Genomic DNA, 17,636 nt, shown 5'->3' on the forward strand with positions numbered 1-17,636 from the left:
GAGCAGGTCAGCTCCACGTGATGCGGCCGGCGCACCGACCTGACGGCCCTGCCTGTCTCAGAAGCCGCCTCCGGGCAGGTCAGCTCTACCTGATGCGGCCGGGGGACCGGCCCGAGCGCAGGATCGGATGCGCACCGGCGTCGCTCGTGGCCGACCGGAGGAGCGCTGAGTACGCGGTTGTCGGTGGGGCATGGCATGCTGCCTGACATGGCGGGAACCGATCCAGCACCTGTGACCCTGGTCGTCGGCGACGAAGAGCTGCTGGCCGAGCGGGCGGTGGGTGGCGTCGTGGCGGCGGCGCGGGCCGCCGACCAGGGATCCGAGGTGCATGATCTTGTGGGGAGCAAGGTCACGTCCGGTGAGTTGACGCAGCTCACCTCGCCGTCGCTGTTCGGTGACCGGTCGGTCGTGGTGATCCGATCAGCGCAAGACCTGGCCAAGGACGTCATCGCGGAGATCGTGGCGTACACCAGGCAACCGTCCGACGACACGGTGATCGTCCTGGCGCATCCCGGTGGGGTGAAGGGCAAGGCGCTGGTCGACGGGGTGAAGAAGGCCGGGGCCAAGGTGATCACGGTCGACAAGGTCACCAAGGCGGGAGAGCGGCTCGACTTCATCAGGGGCGAGTTCAAGCGAGCCGGGCGGAACATCTCCGGGGACGCCGCACAGGCTCTGCTCGACGCCGTGGGGAACGATCTTCGTGAGCTGGCCGCCGCGTCCAGTCAGTTGATGTTCGACACCGAGGACAAGACGATCAGTGCGGCGGCGGTGGCTCGGTATCACAAGGGGCGGGCCGAGGTCACCGGGTTCAACGTCGCCGACTCGGCCGTCGAAGGGCGGCTGGCGGACGCGCTCGAGCAGTTGCGGTGGGCACTCGGCACCGGGGTCGCCCCCGTGCTGCTGGTGAGCGCCCTGGCCGGTGGGCTGCGGTCGCTGGCGAAGGTCGGCAGTGCTCCTCGCAACCTGAGGGGCGGGCAGTTGGCCAGTCACGTCGGCATGCCGCCGTGGAAGGTCGATCGGGTGAGACGGCAGCTCAACGGGTGGGGTCCTGAAGGGCTGTCGAGGGCGATCCAGGCCGTGGCCAGTGCGGATGAGCAGGTCAAAGGCGGGGGAGCCGACCCGGCCTACGCGTTGGAGCACACGGTGCAGGTCATCGTGGCCAGCCGTACGGGACGGTAGACCCTTCGTCGCGTGGGCCACCTCGCGGGCCGAAGGCGTGCTGGGCGGCCGGTTCCGGACTCGGGCTCGGGCTCGGGCTCGGGCTCGGATGAACGAGCTGCGGCTCTCGGTGCGGTGGGCGTGCCCGGGCGCCGGGTGTGCCTGGGCACGGAGGGCTGGTGTTCACGGGGGCTGACGTTCGTGGGGGGCTGGTGTTCAGGTGCGGGCGGCTTCCTGTACGACGCCGTCGGTGATCTCCAGGACGCGGTCCGCCAGCGAGATCAAGCTCGGATCGTGCGTCGCCACCAGCGCGGTAACCCCCTCACTGCGTACGAGCGCCCGCAACAGCTCCATGATCTGCCGCCCGGTCTGCGAATCCAGTTGCCCGGTCGGCTCGTCGGCCACCAGCAGCCGCGGCCGGTTCGCCAGGGCGCGGGCGATCGCCACCCGCTGCCGCTGCCCTCCGGACAGCTCGTACGGCCGCTGGTTCACGTGCTGTTCCAGCCCCACCAGGCCCAGCAGCATCCGTACGCGGGCCTCGCGTTCCGCCACCGGGGCCCGCAGCAGCCGCATCGGCACCCCCACGTTCTCGGCCGCGGACAGTACGGGGATCAACCCGAACGACTGGAAGACGAACCCGACGACGTCCCGGCGCACGGCCAGCAGTTCGTCCTCCGACATGGACGTGATCTCGTGCCCGTCCACCACCACGCGACCGGCGTCCGGTTTGTCCAGGCCGCCGATCTGGTTGAGCAGGGTGGTCTTGCCCGAGCCCGACCGGCCCCTGAGGGCGACCAACTCGCCGGGGAGCACCGAGAAGGACACCTCCCGCAGCGCCACGACCTCCTTGGGCCCGGTCCGGTAAACCTTGCGCAGCCCTTCCACCACGACCAGGGGCGTGTCAGTCATGCGGGGCCTCCTCCACCACGACCAGGGGCGCGTCAGTCATGCGGGGCCTCCTCCACCACGATCAAGGGCGCGTCGGTCATGCGGGCCTTCTCTCCTGCGACCAGGGGCGCGTCAGTCATTCGAGGGTTCCTCTCGGGCGGGCCATACGCCGATGTGGTCGGATTCGAGCTCGAGACGCACCCGCCGTTCCATCTCGAGGGCGTTCATGAAGTCGCGGGGAAGCTGGAGGCGTCCCACGCGGTCGAGCACGGCGTACTCCTCGGCGATGATCTGGCCCTCCGCGCCCTCGCGCCGCAGCGTCTCGCTGCTGGTGCGTCCGTCGCGGATGCCCACCGTCCGGTCCACCTGCTCCGACACCAGCGGGTCGTGCGTCACGATGACCACGGTCACCCCCAGCTCCCTGTTGGCCGTGCGCAGGGCGTCGAAGACCTGCTCGGAGGTCTCGCTGTCCAGCTCGCCGGTCGGCTCGTCGGCGAGGATGAGCTGCGGGGAGTTGGCGAGGGCCACGGCGATGGACACGCGCTGCTGCTGCCCGCCCGACATTTCGGGAGCCTTGCGGTTCGCGCAGGAGGCGACGCCGAGCAGCTCCAGCAGTTCGTCCGCCCGTTCGCGCCGCGACCGGGCGCGGGAGGCCCCGGAGGGCCCGCCCGCGAGCTTCATCGGCAGCTCGACGTTCTCCCGCGCCGTCAGGTACGGCAGCAGGTTCCTGGCCGTCTGCTGCCAGATGAACCCGACCACGGAGCGCCGGTAGCGCAGCCGGTCGCGGGCGTTCATCGACAGCAGGTCCATGCCCGCCACCCTGGCCACCCCCGCCGTCGGCACGTCCAGCCCGGACAGCACGTTGAGCAGCGTCGACTTGCCCGACCCCGACGCGCCCACGATGGCCACCAGCTCGCCCTCGTCGATCACCAGGTCCAGCCCTTGCAGGGCGACGACCTCGACGCCTTCGGTCTTGTAGATGCGTACGAGGTTGTCGCACACGATGTGCGCGTCACCGCCGAACGCGACCTTCTTTCCGGTGGCCTTGGCTTCCAGCTCTGACAGGGTCGGGTTCATGTGAGGTCCCCCACTCGAAGGACGGCGCCGAGGCTGAGACGGCGGCTGATGGCGGTGTGCGCGTACGCGCCGAGCACGGCGACGGCGGCCAGCCCGGCCGTCAGCGCGCTGGGCAGGAACAGGTCGAGCGAGTAGTCGCCGACGGGCAGGTCGCCGGCGTAGGAGGACAGGTCGACGCCGGGCCCGAGCGCGGCGGGCAGGCCGAGGCCCAGGCCGAGCCCGGCCAGCGCGGTGAAGAGGATCATGGGCAGGATCTCCAGCACGGTCAGCCGTTGGGCCTGCCGGTGCGACAGGCCCAGCGTCCGCAGGAACGATACCGCCCTGGCCCGGTCCGCGGCCCCGACGACCAGCGACAGCACCACGGCCAGCAGCGCGTACGCGGCCAGCGCGACCGTCACCACCACCAGCGTCGAACGTACCGTGCCGGTCAGCGGGTCGTCCCGGATGGCGAGCAGGGCCCGCTCCTGCGACTCGACGGTGGCCGACGGCACCAGCCGGGCCAGTTCGGTGAGCGTGGCGTCCGAGGCGTCCCCCTTGATCAGCAACGTGTTCACGGCCGGACGGATCTGCACGCTCAGCGGCACGACCAGGAACTTGCCCGTGGCGTAGAAGCCGGGCACCGAGTCGATCACGCCGCGCGTGGGCAGCTTGAGCCGCGACTGCCAGCCGAGCTCGAGCGTTCCACGTCCGCGCAGCTCGGGCGAGACGAGCGCCCCGTCGGGCAGCGAGGGCAGGCCGACGGGGGCGTCTCCCAGGATCGAACGCCACTGCGCGACGTCCACGGCGATGGCCTCGGCCCGTTCGGCGCCGTACCCGACCTGGACCCGGCCGGTCTGGGCGGGCACCACCTGCGCCACCCCGGGCGTCCTGCGCACCTGCTCGATCGCGGTGGCCGGGATCTCGATGTCGGAGATCATCCGGATCGGCGCCCCCACCTGCTGCCAGGACGCCAGCCGCTGGGTGCCCGCGATCCCGTCGGAGATCACCGCCGCGAACACCGAGACGGCCAGCGCGGGCAGCAGGATCAGCACCGGCAGCACGCTGGCGGAACGCGCCCTGGCCGCCCTGGTCAGCCCCAGGAACGCCACGGCCGCCCGGCCGCGCGCGGCCACCCGTACGAACAGGCGCAGCGGGTACGGATAGCAGCGCAGCGTGATCAGCGCCGCCGCGGCGGTCAGGGCGACCGGCACCACCAGCAGGAACGGGTCCTGCCCTGCCGAGGCGCTCAGCCCGCGGGCCCGCAGCAGGTAGGCCCCCACCAGCGCGAGCACCACGACCAGCACCTCCAGCGTGACCCGCTTGGCGGAGGGCCGGGCGGCGGCCACGTCGTCGCGCCGCTCGTGCAGCGGCCTGCGGTGCGCGAGAGCCAGCCGGACGGCGGCGAACCCGACGGCCGCGAGCACCACGATCACCGGCCCCACGTGCACGACGGGCAGCACGGGGCCGGGCACGAGGTACGACAGCGCGTACCCGGCCAGCGCCCCCGGCACCACCGCGAGCCCGGTCAGCGCCGCCGCGGCCCCCGCCACCTGCCGCAACGAGCCGCCACGCGCCCGCGCGAGCGTCAGGGCGTGGTCCAGCCGGTCGGCGAGGAGCTGCACGGCCAGCACGATCACGCCGAGCGCCACCGCCAGCAGGCCGCCGAGCACCAGGTACATGACGGTCTGCGCGGTGGACAGCGCGGCCAGGAAGTCGCCCAGCACCTTGGGCAGCCCGGTCTCGACGTGGTAGGGGCTGGCCGTGCCGTTGGACTGCAGCGCCACCACCCGGTCGAACTCGGCGACCGCGGCCCGCAGGCCCGGCACGTCCAGCGCGTTCGCGGCCCCGGTGGCGATCGGCAGCACCCAGCGGTAGGTCAGGTTGCGCCCCTCTCCGCTGAGCACGGTCAGCCCGGCGTCGGACGTCAGGGCGGTGATGTGCTTCTCGAAGTCCAGCCCGCCGGGCGGCTGGATCTTGGAGACGTGCAGGAGGTCGGCGTTGTGCGACCAGTAGCGGTCGCCGGGATCCTTGGCCCGGTAGGCGCCGACGATCGTGACGGCGGCGTAGTCGTGCTCGCCGACCATCTTCGTCTGGCCCACCCCCAGGCCCATCTCCCGCAGGGCCTCCTCGACGATCCCGACCTCGAACACGGGGATCGTCTTGCCTTCGTACCGCATGGTGGCGGGCGCGCCGGGGGCGCGTCCCCGTACCCAGTCCACCCGCCGCTCGCCGTCGGACAGCCAGCCGAGGTTGAGGTACGACTTGCCGCCGGTCCCGGTGATCGGCGTGAGCGTGGTCTTGGCGCTCATGTGACCGGCGCCGGTCACCAGCGGACGGAGTTCGCCGGGCAGGATCTCGCGCCAGAGGCGGTCGCGGGAGTCGAACTGGGCGCGTTCGTGCAGGTCCTCCTCCGGCGAACGCGACTCCACGGCCACGGTCAGGTCGGCCTGCACGGCCGGGGTGGCGCTCAGCGCGCGGCGCAGCGCCTCGTCGTACGCGGCCTGCGTCGCCCTGGGCAGGCCCGCGACCAGCAGGCAGGCGCTCAGCGTCAGGACGAAGAGCACGGCCACCGGGCCCAGGTGCACCCGGGCGAGCAGCCAGATCCTCACTGTTCCTCCCGAAGGCCGTGCCCTTGCCTGCGCAGGTTGCGCGCCAGCCCGGCGATGATCGCGAACAGCACCCCGGCCACCAGCGCCAGCATCAGCCCGGTCGCCGCCCATGGGAGGTCGAGCAGCACGCCGGGCGTCACGGCGGCGGCCTGGCCGGTCAGCACGATGTGCGGCACCACCAGCACGCCGACGACCACGGCCAGCCCGGTGCCGGCCACCAGCGACAGCCCGACCACGAACGCCTGCTCCATGGCCAGCATCCCGAACATCTGCCGGGAGCTCACCCCGAGCGCCCGCAGGATCGCGAACTCGGCCGTCCGCTCCCGAGCGGCGACGGCCGCGTTGACCAGGAACCCGAGCGCCGCGAACACCAGCGCGGCCAGGAACCCCAGGATCAGCGCCCCCTGCAGCCCGCTGGCCAGCGGGTCGTCCCGGAGGGAGGCGGCCAGCTCACGCTGGTCGAGCGCGGTGGCGTCCCACTCGGGGTGGCCCTTGAGCGCCGCCGCGGCGGCCGAGGTGTCGGCGGCGGCCAGCCACCACTCCGTGGCGGGCCTGGGCAACTGCGCCGCGGCCAGCTCGTGGGTCTGCATCGTCTCCCAGTCGGCGAGCACGGCCATCTGCCCGGCCGCGGTCGTCGGCATCGTCTCCACGACGCCCACGACCTTGATCGGCATCACCCTGCGGTCGATGCTCGCCCGCCCGACCTGGCCGACGCTCAGCTTGAGCGAGGCGGCGAGGTCGGCCGTGAGCACGACGGGCATGGGCCCCGGCTGCTCCGGGCGACGGACGAACGGCGCCGCCGCCGCTCGGGTCACGCTCATCGAGAGCGCGGGCACGCGTACGTCGTGGCCGTCGGCGCTCACGCCGGTCACCTTCAGCTCCGCAGCGCTCTTCGGGGCGCCCTCCGGGGCGCCCGCGACCAGGCCGAGCAGCGACACCGGGTACGTGATCGCCCCGCTCCGGCCCGCCAGCGCCCGCAGGTCGACGTCGACCTGGTTCGCGCCGGGCCGCAGCACCCCGAGCGACACGTCGCGCCAGACGCCGAGCCCGTCGGACAACACCAGCCGCAGCGGCAGGTCCGTGCTCACCTCGGCGCGCAGGGTCAGCTTCAGCGGACGTCCTGGCAGGTCCAACGCGGTCGCCCGGTCGCCGGAGAGCGCGCGCGACAGCTCCTCGACCGGCTGCGCCGACAGGTCGGGACGCAGGTGGAACAGCTCGGCGAGCCGGTCCGCGTCGAGCGCGAGCAGCAGCGCGTTCTCCCCGCTCACGTCGGTCTGCCCGCGAAAGCCCGGTGCCGCCGCGGTGACGCCGGGCAGCGCGGCGAACGCCGTTCCGCGGCCGAGCGCGCCCAGCTCCGGCCCGTCGGACGGCCCCGACAGCCGCAGGTCGGCGCCCACCTGGTGGCGGGCCTGGTCGAGCTGCGAGGTACGCCAGGTGGCGGCGGTGGCCAGGGACACGATGCCGATCGCAATCGCCATGGTGAGCAGCAGCGCGGGGCCGGCGTACTTGAGTGGGCGCCTGCTGACCTGCCACGCGCCGAGCGCGGGGGCGAGCGTGGGGCGTTTCGAGGTCAGCCGCTCGGCCAGCCGCGACACGCGCGGCACCAGCCGGAGCCCTAGCATGCCGCCGGTGAGCAGGGCCAGCGCTGGGCCGGAGACGATCAGCGGGTCGATGCCCAGGCCGCCCGCGGCCGTCGCGGTCACGGGAGCGCCGTAGCGCTGGAGCTGCCAGATCGCCAGCCCGGCCACGACCAGCAGCGCGAGGTCGGCGCCCGCGCGTTCGATCAGCCCGCGCCCGCCGCCGCGCCCGCGCGCCGACTGCTCCTCCACGTACGTACGCCGCGCCCCGGCCAGCGCGGGCAGCACCAGCAGCACGGCCGAGGCCGCCGCCACCCCGAACGACACCAGGAACGTCCCCGCGTCCGCCGCCGGCGCCAGCCGCACCCCGGAGGACCTGATCCACGGCAGCAGGTTCACCAGCGCGAGCAGCGGCGGCCCCAGGAACGGCGCGACGACCGCGCACGGGAGCGCCACCAGCAGCGCCTCACCGCCCGCCAACGCCGCCAGCCGCGCGGTGCCCGCGCCGCGCGAGCGCAGCAGCGCCACCTCCATGCGCCGGTGGTCGGCCAGCAGCCGCGCGGTGAGCATCAGCGCGTACGCGGCCAGCAACAGCAGTTGCAGCACCGGGATCAGCATCGTGGAGCGCGCCACCAGCGAGGCGGTGTCGAGCTGGGTGAGCATCTCGGGCAGGTGACTGGCGGCCACGCAGCTCGGGCAGCCGCCCTCCTTCAGCCGCGGCCCCACCTGCGCGATCGCGCCGGCCAGCGGCCGTAACCGCTCGGGCGTGAGCGTGCGCAGGTCGGGGACGGCGGTCCAGGTCGCGTTGACGCTGGTGGCGAACCGGGCGACGAACGTCTCGCGCGCCACCATGAGCGGCCCGTACGTGGTGAAGTCGCCCCGCTCGACCCCGCGGCTGAGCAACTGCTCGCCGGCCCAGCGCTCGCCGAACGGGTCGTTGAGCTGGAAGACGCCGGTCACGCGCACCTTGACCGGGCGGGGGTCCAGCCGGCCCGTGGTGGTGAACTCCCGGCCCACCTCGAACCCGGTCGCCGACGCCGCCGACAGCGAGATCGCCACCTGGACCGGCTCGTCGCCGGGCCGCGGCCAGGTGCCGGAGACGAGCCTGGCCTGCCGGTCGAGCCCGTCGTAGCTGCCGAACCTGAGCAGCTCGGGCAGCTCCCGGTCCTCCTGGCCCGGCATGGTGTAGGAGTCGGAGCGCAGGCTCGTGGTGATCGCGGGCGGCTGGGTGTAGGCCCGGCCGAACTCGGCGCGTACGGCCCGGTCGTACACGGGGAACGTCTCGGCCGTCACGGGTGCGCTGACGGTGGCGGCGGTCTGCCGGTACGAGGCCGTCTCCATCGTGCGGCGGACTCCGGCCTCGGCGATGGAGGAGGCGTACATGGTCAGCGCCACCAGCGTGGTGGTGGCGAGCAGGATCGAGCCGAACGCGGCCAGGAGGAGCAGCGGCTCGCTGAACGCCCTCTTGACGACCAACGGCCCCCGCATGAGTCCCCCCTCGCCCGTTTAGTGCACCCTCGGGCAGGTGCGTGAGCGGGGGCAAGGGATCTTTTCAACGGTGACGGACCCGATATGGCGGTGTGATATCGAAACCGTGACAAAAGGGGCCACAGAAAGCCAGAACGCCGCACCCTCGTGAGGTGCGGCGTCGCAAAACCGACGTGCCCGGCGGCGCCTACTCGGGGCGCCTGCTCGCGGTGCCTACTTGGCGGCTGCGAGGGCCGCGGCCTGCTTGGCGATCGAGGACTTGCGGTTGGCGGCCTGGTTCTTGTGGATGACGCCCTTGCTGACGGCCTTGTCGAGCTGACGGGCGGCGGCCCGCTGCAGGGCCACGGCCTGCTCGGCGTCGCCCTGCTCGGCGGCCTCACGGAACTTGCGGACAGCCGTCTTCAGCGAGGACTTGACTGCCTTGTTGCGCAGACGAGCCTTCTCGTTCTGCTTGTTGCGCTTGATCTGGGACTTGATGTTCGCCACGAAGAAGCCTCGGTGAAGTCTGAAGTGATGGACGGGGCGCGCGGCTCGAGAGAGGGCGCGCCACACGCAGTTGCTCAGGGTACCAATAACCGAGGCGGCTGCTCAAATCAACGCCATCGTGTCATGTACTCCTGCCAATCTTCCTCGGTGGCGGCGAAGTCCACATAGAGGGCCAGACCGAAGCGTTCGCGGCGGCCGTGCTCCGACAGCGCCAGGCGAACGCCCTCGGCGGCCGTGGCGACGCTCTCGGCCTGGTCGGCCCACGGCACGCCGTGGTCGTGGTAGGCGGGGGCGCCCATGTAGAGGGACTTGGCGTCGGGGACCAGGTCGAGTGCCAGGGCGGCCTGGCGGGCCACGTGTCCGCCGTACAGGGTCTGCAAGGGGAGGAAGGAGTCGTAGGTCATGATGGCCACCTGGTCGACGCGGTCCACGACCTGCCGGAAGTAGCCCTCCGACCAGTACTTGTCGTGGCCCAGCACGGCCCTGGCGGACAGGCGCATGCCGGCGTACGGCTCGATCTGCGGGGTGGAGGTGGACAGGAGCCGCGTGTGCTGCCTGGTCCGGTCGAGGAGGTCGAGGAACTCGGCGTCACCGTCGCCGATCGGCTCGAAGTTGTAGTGGATGCCGTCGTAGCCCTGCCGCATGATGGCGGCGACGCCGGCCAGGACGTTCTCGCGGGACTTCGGGTCGTCGAGGTCGAGGCCGTTCTTGACGGTCTGGCCGAGCCAGGCGGAGACGCGGACGCCGGGGAGGTGCTTGCGCATCCATTGGATGAAATTTCCGGCGTTGGGGTATTTGGCGGGGTCCAGGCGGCCGTCCCACTCGAAGGGGCCGGAGTGGACGTACACGTCCTTCACGCCCGTGGCGCGCAGGCGCGTCGCCAGTTGCTCCACGTCCTCCTCCGTACGGCGGCCGTCCACCCACATGTGCCCCATCCACAGAGCGTCGTTGCCGGTGCTCTTCGCCCAGGCGGCCGGGGCACCGGTAAACTGAAGGCGGAGCGCGACGGCGACGAGGCCGGCCAGCGCCACCACGATGGCCAAGGCAAGCGCGAGCAGGCGCAGGCTGCGGCGGATGACGGTTCGGACAATCACCCGGGCATGTCACCATGAAAGACTGCTTGACCTCAACCCTGTCGAAACGGACTTCGGTGCGCACTCAGCCTGGCCAGACCGACCCCGCGTTGATCCGCAACTTCTGCATCATCGCGCACATCGACCATGGCAAGTCGACCCTTGCCGACCGGATGCTCCAGATCACCGGCGTGGTCGACGACCGTTCCATGCGGGCCCAATACCTCGACAGGATGGACATCGAGCGCGAACGGGGCATCACGATCAAGTCGCAGGCCGTGCGGCTGCCGTGGGACGGTCACGTGCTCAACATGATCGACACTCCCGGGCACGTCGACTTCACCTACGAGGTGTCGCGGTCGCTGCAGGCGTGCGAGGGCGCGATCCTGCTGGTCGACGCCGCCCAGGGCATCGAGGCGCAGACGCTGGCCAACCTCTACCTGGCCATGAACGCCGACCTGCACATCATCCCCGTCCTCAACAAGATCGACCTGCCGGCGGCGCAGCCGGAGAAGTTCGCCGAGGAGCTGGCGGGGCTGATCGGCTGCGACCCGTCCGACGTGCTCAGGGTGTCGGGCAAGACCGGCGAGGGCGTACGCGAGCTGCTCGACCACGTGGTCGAGGTGGTGCCCGCGCCGGTCGGCAACGCCGACACGGCCGCCCGTGCGCTGATCTTCGACTCGGTCTACGACACCTACCGCGGCGTGGTGACCTACGTCCGGGTCATCGACGGTCACCTGGGCAAGCGCGAGCGCATCCTGATGATGTCCACCAGCGCCACCCACGAGACGCTGGAGATCGGCGTCATCTCGCCCGAGCCCGAGCCCGCCGAGCGCGGGCTCGGTGTCGGCGAGGTGGGCTACCTCATCACCGGCGTGAAAGACGTGCGGCAGTCGCGGGTGGGTGACACCGTCACCTCGGCGGTCAAGCCCGCGGGCGAGATGCTGGCGGGCTACGAGCACCCCAAGCCGATGGTGTTCTCCGGGCTCTACCCGATCGACGGCGACGAATACCCCGAGCTGCGCGAGGCGCTCGACAAGCTCCAGCTCAACGACGCCGCGCTGGTCTACGAGCCGGAGACCTCGGCGGCGCTCGGGTTCGGCTTCCGGGTCGGCTTCCTCGGGCTGCTGCACATGGAGATCGTGCGCGAGCGGCTGGAGCGGGAGTTCGGCCTGTCGCTGATCTCCACGGCGCCCAACGTGGTCTACCGCGTGGTCATGGAGGACGACAAGGAGCTCACGGTCACCAACCCGTCCGAGTTCCCCACGGGCGGCAAGATCGCGCAGGTCTTCGAGCCGGTCACCAAGTCCACGATCCTGGCGCCGTCCGAGTTCATCGGCGCGATCATGGAGATCTGCCAGGGGCGGCGCGGCCAGCTCCTCGGCATGGACTACCTGTCGGAAGACCGGGTCGAGATCCGCTACACGCTGCCGCTCGGCGAGATCATCTTCGACTTCTTCGACCAGCTCAAGTCGCGTACGCGCGGCTACGCCTCGCTCGACTACGAGCCGGCCGGCGAGCAGGAGGCCGACCTGGTGAAGGTCGACATCCTGCTGCAGGGCGAGCCGGTCGACGCCTTCAGCGCCATCGTGCACAAGGACAAGGCCTACGGCTACGGCGTCGACATGGCGAAGAAGCTGCGCGAGCTGATCCCCAGGCAGCAGTTCGAGGTGCCGATCCAGGCCGCCATCGGGGCCCGGGTCATCGCCCGCGAGAACATCCGCGCCATCCGCAAGGACGTGCTGGCCAAGTGCTACGGCGGTGACATCTCCCGTAAGCGGAAGCTGCTGGAGAAGCAGAAGGAAGGCAAGAAGCGGATGAAGATGGTCGGCCGGGTCGAGGTGCCGCAGGAGGCCTTCGTCGCCGCGCTGTCCACCGACTCCAGCGTCGACAAGGCCAAGAAGTAGCCGCCGCCGCTTTCCTGGTTCGTGGGGGTTTCGTGCCCCCGGCATTACGTCGCGCGTCCCCTTCGCGGGGGCGTGCGCTGTGGCGGGTCGCCGGTCTACTTCGGCGAATACCCTGAAGCTATGGAAGTGGTGCAGACGGCACGAATGGTGCTATCTCGGGTCACTCTCGATGATCTGGACGCCGTCCATGAGATCCATTCCGACCCCCGTACGAGCGTCTACCACCCCGGCGGCCCCGTCGTCGACGTGGAGTCGTGCCGCGCGATGCTAGACCTGTGGCTGGCCGACTGGGAGGAACGCGGCATCGGCTACTGGGCGGCCCGGCTGCCCGGGCGGCCGGAGGTGATCGGCTTCGGCGGGCTGCGCCGCGCCGTCGTCGATGGGAACGAGGTGCTCAACCTCTACTACCGCTTCCGCCCGTCGGCCTGGGGACACGGGTACGCCCTCGAACTCGTCCGGGCCGCCCTGCGCGTCGGCGGGCGACTAGGCACCGTCGTGGCGGTCATCCGGGACGTCAACCTGCCGTCGCGCAAGGTCGCCGAGCGGGCGGGGATGCGCAAGGACCGTACGATCCCGTACGGAGGCGAGCCGAGCGACGTGTACGTCGCCTGAGCCGGGCCGCGGCCGCTACCGCAGGACGTCGTAGCGCAGATGCGTGACCCGGTCGCCCTGGACGACCTCCGGGTCGCCGAGGAGCACGGGCGGGCCGTCGTGGCCGCCGAAGAACCGGATCCCCTTGCCGAACACCACCGGGGCCAGATCCACCTGCAGCTCATCCACCAGCCCGGCGGCCAGGGCCTGGCCCAGCAGGTCACCGCCGGTCAGCGACACGTCCTTGTCGCCGGCGGCGGCCCTGGCCCGGGCGATCGCACTCGCCAGACCGTCCGATACGAACGTGAACGGCGCGTCGGGGAACGGCCAGTCCGCCGGCGCTTCATGGGTCACCACGAAGACGGCCTCGCCGGCCGCGGGACGGCCGTTCCAGCCGTTGGTGAGGTCGAACAGGCGACGGCCGATCACCGCCGTGCCGATCCGCGACCAGGTCTTCTCCATGTACGCGGCGCTCGCGGCCGAGACGTGGAAGACGCGCTCGGGATCGCCGCCGTTGAACGGGACGTCCCCGTTGCCGTACCAGTCGAAGAGCGGACCCACCCGGTCCGACTCGTCGGCGATGAAGCCGTCCAGCGAGACCGTCGCGTTCGCGATCACCTTGCTCATGGTGTGTGGTTCCCTTCTCAAGAGCCGAGCCGCCTGAGACGTCGGAGCCGATGCCCGGATCGGACGGCGGCTGTCTCTTCGGCTGCAGGTTTGTCCCGGCAGGGTGGGCCGATCTTCTCGCGCGACATACCCTCGGCCATCGAGTAGGGCCGGGCAAGGACATCGACCGGGCATTGGGCCACTTGATCCCGAGTCGGCGACACGCTCGGGATCGGTCCGTCGGCGTCGCCGTCGTGGCGTGGTGGATGCCGGGATCCCCGATGGCGCAAGGGATTCTGTCGGTGGCACCGGCTACCTTGGGTCACCCGAACACTTGTGCGACTGGAGGGTGACGTGAGTGCTTCTGAGCGATTCGAGCGTGCCGCCGTTCTGGGGGTCGCTGTGGCTGAGGAGACGCGGCGGCTGCTGAGGCGGCACCTGGGCGAGGGAGGGCAGGGCGACGACGGCACCGTCCTCGTCGACGTGCCCTATCCCGACGCGGCCGTGGTGACGGCGGTGCTCGACGTGGCGGCCGAGTGCTTCTGCGAGCGTGGCGGGTCGGTGGAGGAGACCAGGCAGGCGGCGCTGGAGGCGTTGTTACAGCTCGCGGGCTTCGACGAGGAGTCGCAGCTCAACCGGGGTTGACCAGGCCGTGGCGGCAGGCGTGCGCGACGGCCGGGGCCAGGTCCCCGGGTGGGGCCGCGCCCTGGGCGAGCGGAATTGAAGGTGCAGGTCGAGGGGGGCTCGGATACGTTCCAGATATGCGCATTCTTTCCGTGAACGTGGGCAGGTCGGTCGATGCCGGATGGGCGGGAAAGCAGGGGCGTACGGCCATCGACAAGCGGGCGGTCGAGCACCGGATCGAGGTGCGGCCCAACGGGCTGGCCGGAGACGAGCGGGCCGACACGGCCAACCACGGCTCGCCCGATCACGCCGTCTACTCCTACGCCAGGGAAGACTACGACTGGTGGGAGCGTGAGCTGGGGAGGGAGCTGCGGGCCGGGCGGTTCGGGGAAAACCTCACGACCTCTGGGGTCGACGTCAACGGCGCCCTGGTCGGCGAGCGGTGGCGGGTGGGCAGCACCCTGCTGGAGGTCACCGGGCCGCGGACACCCTGCGTGGTGTTCCGCAACTGGATGAACGAGTCCGGCTGGCTCAAGCGGTTCACGGCGGCGGCGCGGCCTGGGGCCTATCTGAAGGTCGTTGAGCTGGGCGCGCTGGGTGCGGGCGACGAGGTAGAGGTCGTCGCCCGGCCCGAGACCGGGGTGAGCGTGGCCGACTGGTTCCGCGCCCGGCACGGCGACGAAGCCGCCCTGCGCCGCATCCTGGCCGTCCCAGGGCACGACCCCAAGTGGGACGAGATGGCCGAACGCACCCTCGGCTGAGCGGTCCGTTTCCCGGGGCGGCGCTGACGTTCCCAGGTCACGGTGGTGGGGCCGGCGCTGACGTTCCCGGATCACGGTGGTGGGGCCGGCGGTTCGCCCGTCGTGGTGCGTGGTCGCCGGCCCCTGTGCTCAGCCGCGGGAGTTTCCGTCGGCGCGAGGTGTCAGCGAAGGACCGAATACAGGGCTGAGGTGAGTGAGGCGCGCGAGTCGTCCTGGTCGATGGACCACATCATGGCGCCGCCGAGCCCCTTGAGCCGGATGTAGGCGGCCTTCTGCAGCATCACCGCCGGGTCGTCGTACGACCAGAACTCGTTCCCGTCGTAGAGCCACATGGCCCCGGTGCGCAGGTCGCGGTAGCGCTTGCCGGGCTTGGCCACCAGGTCCTTGTAGTCCTCGGCGCCCGCCGCCCACTTGCCGGGGGCCGGTCCGGTGGCGGGCTTGTAGAGGCCGTCCCCGCCGCCGGTGACGCCCGTCCAGCCCTGGCCGTACGCGGGCACGCCGACCACGAGCTTGCGGGCGGGCGCCCCGCGCGAGAGGAAGTCGCGGACGGTCTGGTCCACGCTGTACTTCACGGGGTTCGGGTCCCTGCGGTCGTTGAACAGGTTGCCGTTGTGCCCGGTCTGCGGCTCCCAGGTGCCGTGCAGGTCGTAGCCCTGGAGGGTGGCGAAGTCGAGCTGCTTGAAGACCTCGCGTACCTCGAAGCCGGCGTCGATCTTGGCCGCCGCGGCGGGCAGGAAGGCCGAGAGCTGCGCCCGCGACGAGAACGCCCTGAGCTGCGACCGCAGCTCCCGCACGAACAGCGTGAAGTTCTGCTTGTCCTCGGGCCTGATCACGTTGCCCTCGGCCCCGGACGACCCCGGCCACTCCCAGTCGAGGTCGATCCCGTCGAACACGCCGGCTCCCGCGCCCGGCTCCAGCCCCGGCAGGTTGCCGCGCAGCCACAGGTCGATGCAGGAGGTCGCGAGCGCGGCGCGCGACTCGGGGGTGAGAACGGCGTCGGAGAAGTACTTCGAGCCCGTCCAGCCGCCCAGCGAGATCATCACCTTGAGCCCGGGGTGCTTGGCCTTGAGCTTGCGTAGCTGGTTGAGGTTGCCGTTGAGCGCCTGGCCCGGTGCGTCCGCGACGCCGTCCACGCTCTGCTCCGCCGGCACCGGACGCTGCCAGTCCGCCCACGGGTCGGAGGAGTAGCAGCCGCTTTCCGCGTTGACGAAGCCGAACGCGTAGTTCACGTGCGTGAGCTTGGCCGCGGCGCCGGTGGTGTCGAGGTCCTTGACGTGGTAGTTGCGCCCGTAGACACCCCATTGGATGAAGTACGCGACCCGCTTGAAGTCGGTACGGGCCTCGGCGGGCACGGAGACCACCGTGAGGCCGAGTAAGAGCGACAGTGCGAACAGGATCTTCTTCTTCACGGAGCGGCTCCCGGGAACTGGGCTCTTATATAGGAAACTTTCCTATAAGATTGACGTGATCGTAGAGCCGCTCCCCGCGACCGTCAACGATCCGCACGATCTCGTCCAGGGTCACAAGCCCCGTGCGACGCCCGGCGGACCAGACACTCCCGTGGGCCGGGCAGACTGGAAGCGTGCCATCCACCCTGCCCGACGGCGATCCCGTGCCCACCTCCGGCGAGCTGCCCGACAGCGCCCTGAGCGGTCTCGGCGAGCGCCCGTTCGGCTTCTACGTGCACGTGCCCTTCTGCGTGACGCGCTGCGGCTACTGCGACTTCAACACCTACACCGCCGCCGAGCTGGGGCCAGGCGCCTCGCACCGCGACTACGCCGACACGGTGGTCGAGGAGGTGCGCCTCGCGCGCCGCGTCCTGGGCACGGCCGACCTGCCGGTGGAGACGGTGTTCTTCGGCGGCGGCACGCCCACCCTGCTGCCTCCTGAAGACCTGGCCAGGATCCTGGCCGCGATCGACTCCGAGTTCGGGCTGACGCCGGGGGCCGAGGTCACCACGGAGGCCAACCCCGAGTCGGTCGACCCGTCCTCGCTGGAGAAGCTGCGCCACGGCGGCTTCAACCGGATCAGCTTCGGCATGCAGAGCGTCCGCGAGCACGTGCTCCAGGTGCTCGACCGGCGGCACACCCCCGGGCGGGCCGCGCAGGCCGTCCGCGAGGCGCGGGAGGCCGGGTTCGAGCACGTCAACCTCGACCTGATCTACAGCACGCCGGGCGAGTCCGACGACGACTGGCGGGCCTCGCTGTCGGCGGCCATCGAGGCCGGGCCCGACCACGTGTCGGCGTACTCGCTGATCGTCGAGGCGGGCACCAGGCTGGCGGCCCGCATCCGGCGCGGGGAGCTGCCGATGCCCGACGACGATGTGGCCGCCGACCGCTACCTGATCGCCGACGAACTGCTGGCCGGTGCCGGATATGGCTGGTACGAGGTGTCCAACTGGGCACTCACCGACCGGGCGCGCTGCCGCCACAACCTGCTCTACTGGACCGGCGGCGACTGGTGGGCCGCCGGGCCGGGGGCCCACAGCCACGTCGGCGGCACCCGCTGGTGGAACGTCAAACACCCGGCCGCCTACGCCCAGCGCCTGGCCGCCGGAGACTCGCCCGCGCACGCCCGCGAGGTGCTCGGCCAGGACGACCGCGACGCCGAGCGGCTGATGCTGGAGCTGCGGCTGATCTCGGGCTACCCGCTGGCCGAGGTGGCGCCCGCCGCCCGCGCGACGGTCGCGAGTGCCCTGGCGCGCGGGCTGCTAGAGCCCGAGCCGTTCAAGGCCGGTCTCATGGTGCTGACCCTTCAGGGGCGGCTGCTGGCCGACGCCCTCATCCGGGACCTGCTGGTCTGACCGGCACCG

14 protein-coding genes are annotated in these 17,636 nt (G+C 71.4%); 6 read left to right on the forward strand and 8 right to left on the reverse strand.

The window, feature by feature from the left end; genetic code table 11:
• The first annotated feature begins 207 nt into the window (after nucleotides 1–207).
• A complete protein-coding gene (gene holA, locus ABD844_RS42395; protein ID WP_344891840.1) occupies nucleotides 208–1,179 on the forward strand; it encodes a DNA polymerase III subunit delta in 972 nt (323 codons plus the stop codon).
• A 195-nt stretch (nucleotides 1,180–1,374) separates the two neighbouring features.
• Here the strand turns inward: holA and ABD844_RS42400 are convergent, their stop codons facing one another.
• The 6 genes from ABD844_RS42400 to ABD844_RS42425 form a co-directional block, all read right to left on the reverse strand.
• Nucleotides 1,375–2,067: an ABC transporter ATP-binding protein gene (locus ABD844_RS42400; RefSeq protein ID WP_344891843.1), complete on the reverse strand. Its 693-nt coding sequence runs from the start codon at nucleotides 2,065–2,067 to the stop codon at nucleotides 1,375–1,377.
• Nucleotides 2,068–2,178: 111 nt separating this feature from the next.
• Complete coding sequence (locus ABD844_RS42405) at nucleotides 2,179–3,123, reverse strand: ABC transporter ATP-binding protein (protein WP_344891846.1); 945 nt, start codon at nucleotides 3,121–3,123, stop codon at nucleotides 2,179–2,181.
• Nucleotides 3,120–5,711 (reverse strand): FtsX-like permease family protein, encoded by a 2,592-nt coding sequence (locus ABD844_RS42410; RefSeq protein WP_344891849.1) that lies wholly within the window; start codon nucleotides 5,709–5,711, stop codon nucleotides 3,120–3,122. Before ABD844_RS42410 ends, ABD844_RS42405 begins: the two co-directional genes overlap by 4 nt.
• Nucleotides 5,708–8,776 carry an ABC transporter permease gene (locus ABD844_RS42415; protein ID WP_344891852.1) on the reverse strand — a complete coding sequence of 1,023 codons (3,069 nt, stop codon included), beginning with the start codon at nucleotides 8,774–8,776 and terminating at the stop codon, nucleotides 5,708–5,710. Before ABD844_RS42415 ends, ABD844_RS42410 begins: the two co-directional genes overlap by 4 nt.
• A 213-nt stretch (nucleotides 8,777–8,989) precedes the next feature.
• The gene (rpsT, locus tag ABD844_RS42420) at nucleotides 8,990–9,262 is read right to left on the reverse strand and encodes a 30S ribosomal protein S20 (protein ID WP_344891855.1); all 273 of its coding nucleotides are present in this window, start codon (nucleotides 9,260–9,262) and stop codon (nucleotides 8,990–8,992) included.
• A 107-nt stretch (nucleotides 9,263–9,369) separates the two neighbouring features.
• Nucleotides 9,370–10,356 (reverse strand): glycoside hydrolase family 18 protein, encoded by a 987-nt coding sequence (locus tag ABD844_RS42425; RefSeq protein ID WP_344891858.1) that lies wholly within the window; start codon nucleotides 10,354–10,356, stop codon nucleotides 9,370–9,372.
• Nucleotides 10,357–10,370: 14 nt separating this feature from the next.
• On the opposite strand from ABD844_RS42425, the gene lepA reads away from it, so the two are divergent.
• Both lepA and ABD844_RS42435 read left to right on the forward strand, forming a co-directional pair.
• Complete coding sequence (gene lepA, locus ABD844_RS42430; RefSeq protein WP_344891860.1) at nucleotides 10,371–12,242, forward strand: translation elongation factor 4; 1,872 nt, start codon at nucleotides 10,371–10,373, stop codon at nucleotides 12,240–12,242.
• A 120-nt stretch (nucleotides 12,243–12,362) separates the two neighbouring features.
• Nucleotides 12,363–12,854 carry a GNAT family N-acetyltransferase gene (locus ABD844_RS42435; protein ID WP_344891863.1) on the forward strand — a complete coding sequence of 164 codons (492 nt, stop codon included), beginning with the start codon at nucleotides 12,363–12,365 and terminating at the stop codon, nucleotides 12,852–12,854.
• 15 nt (nucleotides 12,855–12,869) lie between these two features.
• Here the strand turns inward: ABD844_RS42435 and ABD844_RS42440 are convergent, their stop codons facing one another.
• Nucleotides 12,870–13,460, reverse strand: a complete 591-nt coding sequence (locus ABD844_RS42440) for a dihydrofolate reductase family protein (RefSeq protein WP_344891866.1) — start codon at nucleotides 13,458–13,460, stop codon at nucleotides 12,870–12,872.
• A 381-nt stretch (nucleotides 13,461–13,841) separates the two neighbouring features.
• Here ABD844_RS42440 and ABD844_RS42445 point away from each other — a divergent pair, with 381 nt between their 5' ends.
• Nucleotides 13,842–14,084, forward strand: coding sequence for a hypothetical protein (locus ABD844_RS42445; RefSeq protein ID WP_344891869.1), 243 nt, complete (start codon nucleotides 13,842–13,844; stop codon nucleotides 14,082–14,084).
• 116 nt (nucleotides 14,085–14,200) lie between these two features.
• Entirely contained in the window at nucleotides 14,201–14,824 is a 624-nt protein-coding gene (locus tag ABD844_RS42450) for an MOSC domain-containing protein (RefSeq protein ID WP_344891872.1), read from the forward strand.
• A gap of 161 nt (nucleotides 14,825–14,985) precedes the next feature.
• Here ABD844_RS42450 and ABD844_RS42455 read toward each other — a convergent pair whose 3' ends face one another.
• Complete coding sequence (locus ABD844_RS42455; protein WP_344891875.1) at nucleotides 14,986–16,233, reverse strand: glycoside hydrolase family 18 protein; 1,248 nt, start codon at nucleotides 16,231–16,233, stop codon at nucleotides 14,986–14,988.
• Between the two features lie 173 nt (nucleotides 16,234–16,406).
• Between ABD844_RS42455 and hemW the strand changes: the two genes are divergently transcribed.
• The gene (gene hemW, locus ABD844_RS42460; RefSeq protein WP_344891879.1) at nucleotides 16,407–17,627 is read left to right on the forward strand and encodes a radical SAM family heme chaperone HemW; all 1,221 of its coding nucleotides are present in this window, start codon (nucleotides 16,407–16,409) and stop codon (nucleotides 17,625–17,627) included.
• Nucleotides 17,628–17,636: the final 9 nt, after the last annotated feature.

The organism is Nonomuraea antimicrobica, from assembly GCF_039536965.1.
In the GTDB taxonomy this organism is placed as follows: Bacteria; Actinomycetota; Actinomycetes; order Streptosporangiales; family Streptosporangiaceae; genus Nonomuraea; species Nonomuraea antimicrobica.